At 62.7% G+C, this 12,922-nt stretch carries 11 protein-coding genes; 2 read left to right on the top strand and 9 right to left on the bottom strand.

All coding sequences use genetic code 11. The features are described from left to right. Positions 1–4 precede the first annotated feature (4 nt). From JWP26_RS08195 to JWP26_RS08165, 7 genes are all read right to left on the bottom strand, one after another. Positions 5–1,477 carry an O-antigen ligase domain-containing protein gene (locus tag JWP26_RS08195; protein ID WP_299725589.1) on the bottom strand — a complete coding sequence of 491 codons (1,473 nt, stop codon included), beginning with the start codon at positions 1,475–1,477 and terminating at the stop codon, positions 5–7. A gap of 137 nt (positions 1,478–1,614) precedes the next feature. Next, positions 1,615–2,820 (bottom strand): DegT/DnrJ/EryC1/StrS aminotransferase family protein, encoded by a 1,206-nt coding sequence (locus JWP26_RS08190; RefSeq protein ID WP_299725586.1) that lies wholly within the window; start codon positions 2,818–2,820, stop codon positions 1,615–1,617. Beyond that, positions 2,817–3,791: an NAD-dependent epimerase/dehydratase family protein gene (locus JWP26_RS08185; protein WP_299725583.1), complete on the bottom strand. Its 975-nt coding sequence runs from the start codon at positions 3,789–3,791 to the stop codon at positions 2,817–2,819. The genes JWP26_RS08190 and JWP26_RS08185 overlap by 4 nt, the downstream gene beginning before the upstream one ends. A gap of 35 nt (positions 3,792–3,826) precedes the next feature. After that, positions 3,827–4,510: an acyltransferase gene (locus tag JWP26_RS08180; protein ID WP_299725580.1), complete on the bottom strand. Its 684-nt coding sequence runs from the start codon at positions 4,508–4,510 to the stop codon at positions 3,827–3,829. After that, positions 4,500–5,603 carry a DegT/DnrJ/EryC1/StrS aminotransferase family protein gene (locus tag JWP26_RS08175; protein ID WP_299725577.1) on the bottom strand — a complete coding sequence of 368 codons (1,104 nt, stop codon included), beginning with the start codon at positions 5,601–5,603 and terminating at the stop codon, positions 4,500–4,502. The genes JWP26_RS08180 and JWP26_RS08175 overlap by 11 nt, the downstream gene beginning before the upstream one ends. Further along, the gene (locus JWP26_RS08170; protein ID WP_299725575.1) at positions 5,600–6,637 is read right to left on the bottom strand and encodes a Gfo/Idh/MocA family oxidoreductase; all 1,038 of its coding nucleotides are present in this window, start codon (positions 6,635–6,637) and stop codon (positions 5,600–5,602) included. The genes JWP26_RS08175 and JWP26_RS08170 overlap by 4 nt, the downstream gene beginning before the upstream one ends. Further along, positions 6,634–7,131, bottom strand: coding sequence for an acyltransferase (locus JWP26_RS08165; protein WP_299725573.1), 498 nt, complete (start codon positions 7,129–7,131; stop codon positions 6,634–6,636). The genes JWP26_RS08170 and JWP26_RS08165 overlap by 4 nt, the downstream gene beginning before the upstream one ends. Positions 7,132–7,574: 443 nt before the next feature. On the opposite strand from JWP26_RS08165, the gene JWP26_RS08160 reads away from it, so the two are divergent. Together JWP26_RS08160 and JWP26_RS08155 are read left to right on the top strand one after the other, a co-directional pair. Further along, positions 7,575–9,218 carry a type I secretion system permease/ATPase gene (locus JWP26_RS08160; RefSeq protein WP_299725571.1) on the top strand — a complete coding sequence of 548 codons (1,644 nt, stop codon included), beginning with the start codon at positions 7,575–7,577 and terminating at the stop codon, positions 9,216–9,218. Further along, the gene (locus tag JWP26_RS08155) at positions 9,211–10,560 is read left to right on the top strand and encodes an HlyD family type I secretion periplasmic adaptor subunit (RefSeq protein WP_299725569.1); all 1,350 of its coding nucleotides are present in this window, start codon (positions 9,211–9,213) and stop codon (positions 10,558–10,560) included. The genes JWP26_RS08160 and JWP26_RS08155 overlap by 8 nt, the downstream gene beginning before the upstream one ends. A gap of 4 nt (positions 10,561–10,564) precedes the next feature. Here JWP26_RS08155 and JWP26_RS08150 read toward each other — a convergent pair whose 3' ends face one another. Both JWP26_RS08150 and JWP26_RS08145 read right to left on the bottom strand, forming a co-directional pair. Further along, positions 10,565–11,344: a CpsD/CapB family tyrosine-protein kinase gene (locus tag JWP26_RS08150; protein WP_299725567.1), complete on the bottom strand. Its 780-nt coding sequence runs from the start codon at positions 11,342–11,344 to the stop codon at positions 10,565–10,567. Positions 11,345–11,354: 10 nt separating this feature from the next. Further along, positions 11,355–12,887 (bottom strand): Wzz/FepE/Etk N-terminal domain-containing protein, encoded by a 1,533-nt coding sequence (locus JWP26_RS08145; RefSeq protein WP_299725566.1) that lies wholly within the window; start codon positions 12,885–12,887, stop codon positions 11,355–11,357. Positions 12,888–12,922 lie beyond the last annotated feature (35 nt).

Genomic DNA, 12,922 nt, shown 5'->3' with positions numbered 1-12,922 from the left:
TCGCTCACCGCCGAGGTGCCGAGGCGCCGCGCCTCGGGTTGACGATCAACTGACGCGGCGCACGCGGCGACGGCTCTGTCGATGTCACACGAGATGCGCGTAGCGGTATTGCGGCCTTGTCGGGGACGGCCAGCAGCCAGAGTCCGCTGCCGAGCATGAAGAAGAAGGCGGTGTAGACCTCGCCCCAGAAATCAACCGTCCAACCCGCGACGAAGAAGCCGACCATGCAGATCAGATAGGCGGTTCGGCACTGGATTTGTGAATCGCTCAAGCCGCGCTTGAAGCCGATCATGATCGTCGCGCCCAAATAGGCTATGCCCAAAAAGATTCCGGCGAGAAGGCCATGCCGCAAAGCGGAAATGATCCAGAACATGTCCACGCTCGAGGTCTGTCCGTCCATGCGCGGCCAATCGCCGAAGCCAACCCCGAACAGCGGGTGAGCGGCGATCGAGGCGGAGCCGTACTCCCAGATCAGCAGGCGCTGCCAGGCGGACCCTTTGTCGAACGCCACCAGGTTGATCAGGTGCTGGGCGGGCGACTGGCGAGAGAACAATGAGACGACAAGATACATCGAGCCCAGAATTGCCCACAGCAACTTCCAGCGGCCGGCAAAGCCCCTGAGCACCCAATTCCACCCCACCAGTCCAACCTGCAGCGCCAGGGCCGTCATCGGCCCGCTCGACAGGCTGAAAAACGTCGCGGCCACGATGATGGCGGTTTTTGACCAGCGTTTCGCGAGCGATTTGCGATATCCCAGCACCAGGAAGGTCGGGGCGAAGGCGATACCGCAAAAGACGCCGTAGAGGATCGGGTGCTGAAAGACCACCTGGGCCCGGCGCATGTCCCAGCGAAGTTCGGCATCGATGGGACTGTAGCTCGGCATAAATTTTTCGAAGAAATTGAGGAGCACCGATGATTTGGTCACCGCCTCAACGACCGCGAATGGCAGCAGGCACGCTACGACCCAGAACAGCGCCCGGCACATCGCATAGAAGTCTTGTTCCGTGCGGATATAGGCCCGTGCCAGAAAATAGGACCCCGCGGTCTCGATAAACAGCATGCCGACAGATTGGAAGGCATAGTCTACGCCATGAATTTGGACAGTAGCGAAGCCGCACCACGCGATGAACAGCAGCACCGCAATGTCGGGTATACGGATGCCGCCGGCCTTGCCGGTCACCCACTTCCACATCGCCGGCCCGAGCATGACAAGCAGCACCAGGCGCGTGCAGCTCAGGTGAACCGACCCTATGTAAATTTGCCAGGGAATGACCATGGCCACAAGAAACGCCAGGACCGGCAGCGGCGGCCAGCGTTTGACTTTTCCAGCCGCAATCGCCGGCACTTCGGGTTGGGGGGCAGTCTGGGCCAGCGAACGCGTCGCCCCCAATCGTGGTGATCCCGACCGCGCGAGCGCCGCAGTCATTGCATCGCCAACACCTCGGCGCCCTCTGCTGCTTGTCGACATCAATGACACTATGCCGGTCCTTGTTCTACGATCCACTGGTCCGCGTCGCGTCCACCGGAACACCGTACCGGTGGCGCATCGGCGGCACGATCACCAGATCGGCTTAGCGTCCCGTATCGCTCGATCTAGGCACGTCGGGAAGGCACTCAGGCGTGCGCCGAAACGCGCGCTTGTCCCGGGATATCAGCGGGCCGCAACGCTAGCGCCTGGCCCAATTCGCTCGCCACATACTGCACGTCGTCTTCGCTCATCTGAACGAACAACGGGAGCATGATCGACGTATGTTGGGCCGTTTCCGAACGTGCGAGGGAACCTGCGGCACGATACATGCCAGGCTCGGCATAGGCCGGCTCGAGATGAGAATTCATCACCCCGCGGCGGGTCGAAATGCCCCGATCGAGCAGGACCTGCATGACACTTTCCTGGTCCGCGCCGGCCGGCAAAGTCACGCAATAGCTTTGCCAATTGCTGCGGGCCCAGTTCGGCTCCGTTGGCGGACGCAGGCCATCGATTCGCGACAAAAGCGAGGCGTAAAGCGCGCCAAGCTTGCGCCGGGCAGCGATGATGTCAGGCAGGCGGCCAAGCTGGACGCGGCCGATGGCGGCCTGCAGATCGGTCATGCGGTAGTTGTAGCCGACCTCGTCATAGCTTTCGAAAATCACCTGGCGTGAGCCATGCCGCACGGTATCGGGCACCGTCATGCCGTGTTGGCGCAGCAGGCGGAACCTGCGGTCGTAGTCGGGGTTCGCGGTGGTCAGCATGCCGCCGTCGCCGGTGGTGACGACCTTGCGCGGATGGAAGGAGAAGCAGGCGATGTCGGCATGCGGGGCGCCGATGCGCTCCCAATTGCCATCCCACAGGATTTCGCTGCCTGTGGCACAGGCCGCATCTTCGATCAGCGTGATGCCGTGCTGGCGGGCGATCGGAACGATCCGGGCCAGGTCACACGGCATGCCCAATTGATGGACGACGATAATGGCCTTGGTCCGCGCCGTGATCGCGGCAGCGATCTGGTCCGGATCGATATTGAAGCCCGTGGACTCGATATCGACGAAAACCGGCGTCGCCCCGCAATAACGGATGGCATTGGCGGTGGCGATGAACGAGTGGCTGACGGTGATGACTTCATCGCCTTGCCCGACGCCGGCCGCAATCAGCGCCAGATGCAGCGCCGTCGTGCAGTTTGACACCGCGCATGCAAACGGCGCGCCCACATAGGCGGCGAATTCCTGCTCGAACTTGGCGACTTCGGGGCCCTGCGTTACCCAGCCGGAGAGGATCACCCGGCGGGCAGCCTCCACTTCGAGCTCGTCGAGAACGGGTTTGGCGACGGGAATCTGGCGCGGGCTCATGCGACATCGCTCCGCTGCGGCATGCGCTCGGCGCGCCACCAGGACACGAGGTCTGCCATGCCCTCCTCGATCGAAATCTGGGAACGGAAGCCGATCTCGCGCTCGGCATTTTCCGTCGAGGCCAGGCGCCGGGCGACCGGATTGACCTTGCGGGCGGCTTCGTGGATCGGCGCGAGCGAAGACCCCATGACGCCGAGCAGGATGCGCGCGAGATCGCTGAGACTGGTCTCGGTGCCGCTGGCGACGTTGAACACGGCGTCGGTTGCATCCGAGGTAGCAGCCAGCACGTTGGCGCGAGCGATATCGCGGACATGCACGAAGTCCATGGTCTGGGTGCCATCACCCATAATGATGGGCGGCAGGCCCGCAGCGATGCGCTCCATCCAGCGGATCAGCACTTCCGTATAGGCGCCGTAGACGTCCATGCGCGGGCCGTAAACATTGAAATAGCGCAGCGCCACGTAATCGAGGCCATACATCTCGTTGAAGCTGCGCAGCAGGGCCTCGTTATAGGTCTTGGCGGCGCCGTAGATGGTGCGGTTGTTGTAAGGATGATGCTGTTCGGTGGTGGGGAACACGTCAGCCGCACCCAGTACGGAGGCGGAAGAGGCTGCCACGAGCTTTTTTACCTTGGCGGCGACGGCGGCTTCCAACACGTTGAACGTGCCCGTCGCGAGAACGTCATGGGCCAGGCGAGGGTCCTCGGCACACTGGGTGATGCGGATTGCAGCCTGGTGGAAAACGATATCGATGCCAGCCATGCTCTTTGCCAGCAGGTCGCGGTCGCGGATGTCGCCGGTGACGACCGTGATGGGCGCAATGGCCTGGGCCGCGGCAATGTTTTCCAGCCGGCCGCGGACGAAATTGTCATAGATGACGATTTCGGCGGGTGCTTGGGCCGCCACGAGGTCAGCGATATGCGAGCCGATCAGGCCCGATCCGCCGGTAATAAGTATCCGCTTGCCTTGCATGACTTGGCTCCTTTCGTGGAGGAAGAGGGTGTTACCTAGGCGTCCTTGCGGTAGCGCAGCACACGGGCGGGAACCCCGGCCGCGATCGCATAGGCAGGAATATCGGTGGTCACCACGGCCCCGGCGCCGATGATGGCGCCCTCGCCGATGCTGACGCCGGGCAGGATGGTGGCATTGGTGCCGATATCGGCACCCGCGCCGACGCGGACCGGCCTGATTTCAAGGTCGGTGGTGATGACAGGTTCGCTGACAGGCATGCCCGTATGCTGGGAACCCAGCACCTTGGCGCCCGGGCCCCAGCCCACATAGTCCCCAAGGATAAGGTTGCGGGCGTCCAGATAGGCGTGCGGCCCGATCCACACCTGGTTGCCAATGATGCAGGTGCCATCATGCCGGCCCTGAATGTAGGCGCCGGTGCCGATGAAGACATTGGCGCCGATCTCGAACGTTTCGATGTTGCGGAAACTGGCCTGGCTGCCGACCTGCAGGCCGGAGCCGCACGATCTGGCGCTGGCCTTCCAGATCGCCCGGCGCATCAAGGCGTCAAGCTTGCCCTCGCCGACAGCAAAGCGGGCATAGACGTCGGCGAGGGTGTCGGCACCATAGGTGCTGGCCAACCAGTCGGCCAGGCCATGCTCGAATTGCGGATCGTCCGCTGCAGCGCGGCGCCCGTGGATCGAGGTGGTCCGGCGGCTGGTTTCGATCGATTCAATCGACATAGGCATTCTGCTTTACGAGTTCGGCAACGATCTCCACGTCTCGCAGGCTGAGTTCCGGATAGAGCGGGAGTGAGAGCACGGTGTTTGCAGCCGCTTCAGCCGCGGGGAAATCGCCTTGTCCATGACCCAGATGGGCATAGGCGGGTTGCAGGTGCACCGGGATGGGATAGTGCAGGCCGGTCTCGACGCCCTCGGACAGCAGGAATTTTTGCAACTGGTCGCGGTCGCGCGTGCGCACTGCAAAGACATGCCAGACATGGCGGCGACCTGCCGCCTCGCGCGGAACCTCAACGGGCCCATTGACCAAGAGGCTAGTATAGAGCCGCGCCCGCGTGCGCCGCGCTTCAGTCCAGGTTTCAAGCTGGCGCAGCTTGACCCGCAGAATGGCGCCCTGGATGGCGTCCATGCGGTAATTGAAGCCCTGCGTCACGTGATGGTAGCGGCGGTCCTGGCCCCAGTCGCGCAGCATGCGCATCTGCTGGGCCTGCTTGTCGTCGTTGGTGACAATGATGCCACCCTCGCCGCATGCCCCCAGATTCTTGCCCGGATAAAAGCTGAAGCAGCCCGAAACGCCCAAGCTGCCGGCGCGCTGGCCGCCATAGGTCGCTCCATGGGCCTGGCACGCATCCTCGATGACCACGAGGCCATGCTTGGCGGCAATCTGCAGGATCGGATCCATGTCGGCCATCTGGCCATAGAGATGGACGGGGACGATGGCGCGGGTACGCGGCGTGATGGCGCGCTCGATCTGGTTGGGATCGATGTTGAAGGTTACCGGGTCGATATCGACGAAGACCGGGATTGCGCCGATGTAGCTGATAGCGGCGGCGGTCGCGACGAAGGTGAAGGGCGTGGTGATGACCTCGTCCCCGGGTCCGACGCCGGCGGCGAGCAGGGACAGATGCAGCGCGCTGGTGCCGGTATTGACCGCAATGGCGTGGCTGGTGCCGCAATAGGCGGCGAACTCTTGTTCGAGCGCCGCCACGTCCTCGCCCAGCACGTAGCGGCCAGACCGGAGCACCTTGAGCGCGGCAGCCTCAAGCTCCGCCTGGATCGTGGTGTATTGGGCCTTGATATCGAGAAACGGGATCATGCGAGGACGCGCTCCTGAGCGAGTTCAACAAGGTTGCCGCCCTGGGCCATCGAGCGCGTGGCCGCTTCCAGAATGCGCACGACGCGCAAACCGGCAGCACCATTGGCGGTGGGCTGGGTGCCCTGCTCGACGCAGTCAATGAATTCGGCAAGTTCAGACCCCAGCGCCTCGGTGACGTTGAGCTGAGGCGCGAACATGTCGCCGGTGCGATAGCCGATGCGCATCTGGTTCTTGCGCTCGCCGGCCTGCGGCGCCATGGGATCGAGCGTGATGCCGCTATCGTAGATTTTGATCTTTTCGCTGGGCTCGAGATCGTCATAGACGACCATCTTGTTGCTGCCACCCACCAGCGTGCGCCGGATCTTGACTGGAGCCAGCCAGTTGACGTGCACATGGGCGATGAGCTTGCAGTCGAAATGCAGGTTCAGGTAGGCGATATTCTCGGGCGAGCCGGCGACGTGCGACATGCCGATGGCCGAGACGGCGCGCGGGCGCTCGGTAAGCACGAAATCCATGATCGACAGGTCGTGCACCGCCAAGTCCCACATCACGCTGACATCGTGCTGGAACAGGCCCAGATTGACCCGGACGGAGTCGTAATAATAGACCTCGCCGAGGTCCTTGCGGATCACCTCGCGCAGCTTCTTGACCGCGCCCGTGTGGATGAAAGTGTGGTCGACAGCCACCGTCAAGCCGCGCCGGTCGGCTTCCTCAATCAGGCGTTCCGCCTGTTCTGCTGTCGAGGTGATCGGCTTTTCCACGAACACGCTCTTGCCGGCACGTAGCGCGCGCATGGCGAGGTTGAAATGGGTCGAGACGGGAGTAGCGATCGCCACCGCATGAACCTTGGGGTCGTTCAGGACCGCCTCGAAGTCCTCCGTGATCTGCACGGCCGGATACCGGGTGCGCAGCCGGGCCAGCCGCTCGGTCTGCAGGTCGCAGACCCAGCGCAGGTCGACATTCGGGACATCCGAGAAGTTGCGGACCAGGTTTGGCCCCCAATAGCCGTAGCCGATAACACCGACGCCGATCATTGGTGCGCCCTTTCATGTTGCATGGGGAGGGAATTGGCGGAGGGGAGTACCCGGGCGGGGACGCCCGCAACCACCGCGCCGGCCGGCACGTCGCGCGTGACCACGGCACCGGCACCCACGAGGGCGCCCTCGCCAATCGTCAGGCCGGGAAGAATGGTGGCATTGCTGCCGATCGAGGCATTGGCCCGCACGATGGTGGGCACGACCGACCAGTCGTCGCTACCCTGCAATTCGCCATCGTCATTGGTTGCCCGTGGATAGATGTCGTTGGTGAACATCACGCCATGGCCGATGAACACCCCATCCTCGATGGTGACGCCCTCGCAGATGAAGCTATGGCTGGAAATCTTGCAGTTCCGCCCGATCGAGACGTTCTTCTGAACCTCGACAAAAGCGCCGATCCGGCTGCCGTGGCCGATTGAGCAATCGTACAAATTGACCAGCTCAGGCTGGTGTATCACCACCCCTTCGCCCAGCGAGACCCGCTTCAGCATTGGCTTCCCCTAGTGTGGCGACCCGCTCTCCCGCTACGCGGAAGGGCTTTGATTTCGCCGTGGGGCCAAAGCTATCAGGGCCAGTGATGGCGGCAATTTCCCAATCGAGCTAGGGCGTTACCTCCCTTTTGGGGCGTGGCCGGAAGTTACTCGCCAAGAATTATGCCGCCATGGGGCTGTATAGCTCTTTCGATGTATTCCGATCCATCGAACGTTCCATCTGATGGAGTTAAAACGACTGGCGGATGCACCAGAATGAGACGAATTGTGGAAATTCGATTCTGGGGCAACTGTCCTCAATTGAGACAACTTTTAGGATTTAAAGGCGCCTGTCCGGCGCGGCGGCGTCAGCGCTAAAGGGGCCAACTTTGAATACCATGCATCATGGAACCGGTGCCAGACCGGTAGGCGATCTGCTTCGCCTGGTACGCGTTCCTATCGGCGTGCTTTTTGCACTCAGCGTTACCTCGAACCTGCTCATGCTGACCGGCTCGGTCTTCATGCTGCAGGTCTATGACCGGGTGCTGCCAAGCCGCTCGATACCGACCCTTGTGGCCCTGACGGGGCTCATCGTGGTGCTTTATTGTATGTATGCGATGATCGAGTGGATCCGTTCGCGTATGGCGGGCCGGCTTGGCGGGCTGATCCACGACCGGTTCGCCGAAGTGCTATTTCCCGCAACCGTGCGGCTGAAGCTGCGCGGCAGCCATGGTGGACGCGCCAGCCCGATCCATGACCTGGACATCGTGCGACTGTTCATCGCCGGCCCGGGGGCGATCTCGCTGCTCGATGTACCCTGGGTGCCACTCTATATAGGGCTCGCTTTCATGCTGCATCCCTGGCTCGGCGCCTTTGCGCTGGGCGGTGGCATCTTGATCGGCGGGCTCCTCGTCATCAACGAATTGCATTCGCGCCGACCGGCGCTGGCCACCACGGCGGCGGCGAGCGAACGCGCTTCGCTTGCCAGCGATGCTGAGGCCAATGCCGAATCCATCATCGCCATGGGCATGCTGAGCGCCGTCACGCGCCGCTGGGGCCAAGCGGCTGACAACCTGGCCCGCACGCAGCAGCGTTCGGCCGACAGAACCGCATTTTATGGCTCGATTACCAAGGGCGTCCGCTACCTGCTGCAATCGGCGGTGCTGGCACTGGGCGCCTATCTTGTCATTCAAGGGCAGGCAACGGGCGGCCTGATGATTGCCGCATCCATCCTGACCTCGCGCGCTCTGGCACCGATCGAGCAGGTCGTCTTGCAGTGGCGGGGTTTCGTCAATGCCCGGCAGGCGGTCGCGCGGCTCGCCCAGGTCATGGCATTTGCGGAAGTGCCGGTGCGTCCAACCCAACTGCCGTTGCCGACGGACCGGCTGAGCGTCGAGGACCTGGCAACGGGGGTCGATCCGGGACGCGGGCCGGTCGTGCTCGATGTCTCCTTCGAGCTCGTCGCGGGGGACGGGCTGGGCATTATCGGTCTTTCCGGCTCAGGAAAATCCTCGATCGCCCGGGCGCTGGTGGGTGTATGGCCGGTTTTGCGCGGCGCCGTGCGGCTCGATGGCTCGCAAATCTCCCATTTCGACCCCGTCGAGCTTGGCGGAGCCGTCGGCTATTTGCCCCAGGCGGTGGAATTGCTGGATGGCACGATCGCCGAGAATATCGGTCGCTTCAGTCCGCGGCACGAGACCGAGGCGATCCTCAAGGCCGCCAGGGCCGCACGGGTGCACGACTTCATCATCACGCTGCCCAATGGCTATGAAACCCGCATCGGCACCAATGGCTCCGACCTTTCATCGGGGCAGCGGCAGCGCATCGGGTTGGCCCGCGCGCTCTATGGCGACCCCTTCCTGATCGTGCTGGACGAACCCAATTCCAATCTCGACATGGAAGGCGACCAGGCGCTGACCGAGGCAATCACCGATGCGCGCAAGCGCGGTGCAATCGTGGTGGTGGTGGCCCATCGCCCCAGTGCGATCGCCGCAATCAACAAGCTCCTGTTCATGCGCGAGGGGCGCCAGGTGGCGTTCGGCAATAAGGATTCCGTATTGCACCAGATATCTATTCCTCAGACGATCGTCAGGACACAAAGTGCGTAAGGCGGTAAACCTCAACAGCCGCCTGGCACTGCGGCCCAAAAGCATCGATCGTAATGTGCGCAGTCTCAACCGGCATGCGATGCTGGGTGTGAGCATCATACTGGCGCTGTTCGTGGGACTTGGCGGCTGGTCTGCCACCACTCAGGTCGAGGGCGCGGTGATTGCCAATGGCGTGGTGGTTGCCGAGGGCGGCTCGCGCAAGGTGCAGCATTCCGAGGGCGGTATCGTGCGCCAGATCATGGTGCAGAACAACCAGCATGTCGAAGCCGGCCAGGTGCTGCTGACGCTTGATGATGTGTCGGTGCGCGCCGAACTCGAGGTGATACTGACCCAATTGCGCGAGGGGTTGGGCACGCAGTCGCGGCTGACCGCCGAAAGCACCGGCGATACGGCCATGTACGTTCCCTCCGTGGCCGCCGACTGGCCCGCCGATCCAAACCTGTCGGTGGTGATGGGCCAGCAGCAGCGTCTGCGCCAGTCGCGCAAGCTGTCGATGGAAAACCAGGTGGCGCGGATTGATCAACTGGTCGAAGAAAAGCACTCGCTCATCGGCGGCTACACGGCGCAGTTGAGCGCCTACAATGACCAGCTCGCTGTCGTGCGCGATGAATTGAAGCAACTCACCACCCTGCACAGCCAGGAGCTGATTTCCGCCCAGCGCCTGAATGAAATGAAGCGCAACGAGGCCGAACTGGCCGGCCAGGCGGCTGGTGTCCAAGCCTCGATCACGGGAACGGAAAGCTCCATTTCCGAACTCAAGATGCAGGGCGACCAGGTGGTCAGCGACTTCCGCTCCGACGCGTTGACGCAATTGCAGACGGTGGCCCAGACGGTGGGGGAACTGATGCAGCGCATGATTGCGGCGGAGGCCAGATTGAAGCGCCTCGAAATCCGCGCGCCCGTGACCGGGACCGTGCACGAGTCGGTGGTGCAAACCGTTGGGGGCGTCGTCGCACCGGGCGACACGCTGATGTACATCGTGCCGCAGGAGGACCATCTGCTGGTGGACATGCGCGTCAGCCCCATGGAGATCAGCAAGCTGTCCGTAGGGCAAGCGGCTGAAGTGCGGCTCTTGAACTACGACGCCAAAACCACGTTGGACCTGGTGGGCAGCGTCAGGACGATCTCCCCGGACCTGGTGCAGGACGTGGCCACCGGCACGCAATATTTTTCGGTTCGCGTGGACATCGCCGATAGTGAGCTTGGCAAATTGCCCGCGGGAGCGTCGCTGGTGCCCGGCATGCCGGCGGAAAGCTTTTTCCGCACCGGCGACCGGACGGTATGGTCCTATCTCGTGGGACCGATCGAGCAGCGGTTCAGCCACGCGTTCCGCGAGAACTGAACGCTCAAATCTGGAAGTTGATGTTCTGCTCGGTCTTGTAGCGGCACTTGTTGAGCACCACACCCAGCAGTTTGGTATGCTGCTGCAACTCGCGCTCGCAGGCATCGATGTCGCTGACGGTGTCGTATTCGGCGCCAATCACCAGCAGGGTGGCGTCCACCAGGGGCAGCATGCCCAGGCAATCGTCGCTTTCGAGCAATGAGGGCAGGTTGTAGATGATCATGTCGGCCTTGAGTTCGTCCCGCACGCGTCCCAGCATGTGGGCTGCGCTCTGGCCGTGCAGCAGTTCGGCCGGATAGCTGCTGGCGTCGGGGCTGGCGCCGATCGCCAGATTGTCTCCAACCCGCACGAAGAAGTCCTCGATGAGGCATTCGCCCTGCAGAAACTGGGCGGTGGTGTAGCGCCCGCTATGGTCAAATATGGCGGCGATGCGCGGGCGGCGCAGGTCGAGATCAACGATGGCGACGCGGATCTTGGCGTGCTTGGTCAGGCTGATGGCCAGATTGACGGCGACGGTCGCCTTGCCGCTGCCGGCGGTGGGCGAGGTAATGCCCAGGCTGGTCCAGTGCTGATCGGTGGCGTCCTTCAGCAATTTGGTCCGCATGATGTCGAAGGCAAGCGCGGCCGGATGGCGCCGCTGGAACGACACGATGCGGCCCTTGGCCATCACTCGTGGGTCAACCGGCAGCGTCGGCATGGCCGACCATATCGCAGGATTTGGGGCGACCGGCTGGATCTGAACGTTGATGGTTTCCCGGGTGGAAGGCTCGGTTACGACGATCATGATGGGGGCCTTAAAGCTTGGAGATATTGTTGGATAGACTAACGTGTGCGAGGGCCATCAGGCCCCTGATTGGAGCCGCGTAGCTCTGGATTGCCAACAGAAGCGCGGGAACGGCGATCAGCATGCCCAGCCCCATGGCCAGGCGCTTGCCGCGCCATGAATTTCGCTCCACAAACGGTACGGTGATATAGGGCACGATCTGCAAGCGGCTCACCAGTTCGGCAGGCCGGCGGATGCGGCGGTTGGTCAGTTCAGGAGCGCAAGCGGCGGCGAGGGCCAGCAGCAGCGCTGCCACAACACTCGCCAGAAGCAGCAGCTTCTGCTTGGGACCCTGACGCTCCTGGGGCGGCAAGGCACTTTCGATCAACGACAGGCGTTCCCCTTTGAGCAGCAATTCTATCTGCTGGCCGGTAGAAGCCTCGGCGAGCCGGCCGATGGCCGAGTCGTACTGCGCTTGCAGGTTTTGATGGTCGCGCTGCATGGAATTGAGGGCGGTCTCATTGCCGGGTGTCTGTTCGATCGAGGCCGCCAGATCGCCAATGGCTGTCTGAATCGATGCACGCTCTTCGGCAATGGCACCCAGGCGATCCTTGATGTCGGCCAGCTCGACGTCGCGTGAACTCAAGGGCGTCGTGGCGTCCGTGGCAGCCGGCGTGGCGATGGCGGTTTCCAGCGTCGCAATCCGGCGCCGCAGAGCCTCAATGGTCGGGCTGTCCTCCGCAAACAGCGACTGCTGCTGGGACAAGGTTTGGCGCAGGGCTTGCAAGTTCTGCTCGTCGGGGCTCGAGGCGACGCTCGAAGCACCCAAGGGGCGCTCGTAGAGGTCGGCCTGGCGCTTCCTGAGGCTGGCTTCTTCCTGAGACAGCGCCAGCAAGCGCCCCTGCTGGGCAACCTGCTGGTTGCGGCGGAAGTCAATGCTGTCCGGCAGGGCGTTGATGTGCTCGTTTTTGAACGCTAGGACCTTGCTGTCCAGCGCCCGCAACTGGCTGTCCAGGCTCTGGGTCTCCTCCGTAAAGAAGGTGACCGTTTCGGTCGCGCGCTCCGTGCGCAACCGCACATCCTTGTTGAGGATCATGGTGACGAGTTCGTTGACAATATCTGCAGCCAGCTTGGGTTGGCTGGCCTTGAAAGAGATGCTGTAGACCGTCGCTCCGGGACCGTCGCCCGATGAGACCGCGGCCGGAACAATGCTCAATCGGCGGTTCATGTCGTCGAACTTGTCAGTGGGCGACAGAGTGACGTCATTGGCATAGACGGCGAACTGGTCGGCCAAAGCCAGGATGTTGTCGCGCGACAAGACGTCTTGCTGAATGATCTGGAACTGTTCGCTGGCGCTGGTGGGAACGGTGGACTTGGCCAGATCAACGGGTATCTGCGGGGATTCCACGAGGATTTTGGCGGTGGCCTGGTAGGACGGCGGCCAGAGCAGGGCGAGCGCAACAAACCCCGCCCCTGCCAGGATCGCTACGGTCATGAACAGTGGCAGACGGCGCCGGAACAGGGACAGATAGAAACCAAAATCGATCTTGCCTAATGCGTCCACAATCGTTCACCCAAGTCCCTGACCCATCTCACAGA

Origin of the sequence: Devosia sp., assembly GCF_028290435.1 — a bacterium.
In the GTDB taxonomy this organism is placed as follows: Bacteria; Pseudomonadota; Alphaproteobacteria; order Rhizobiales; family Devosiaceae; genus Devosia.
Note: the sequence above shows the minus strand (reverse complement) of the source record. Positions and strands in the feature narration are given on the sequence as shown.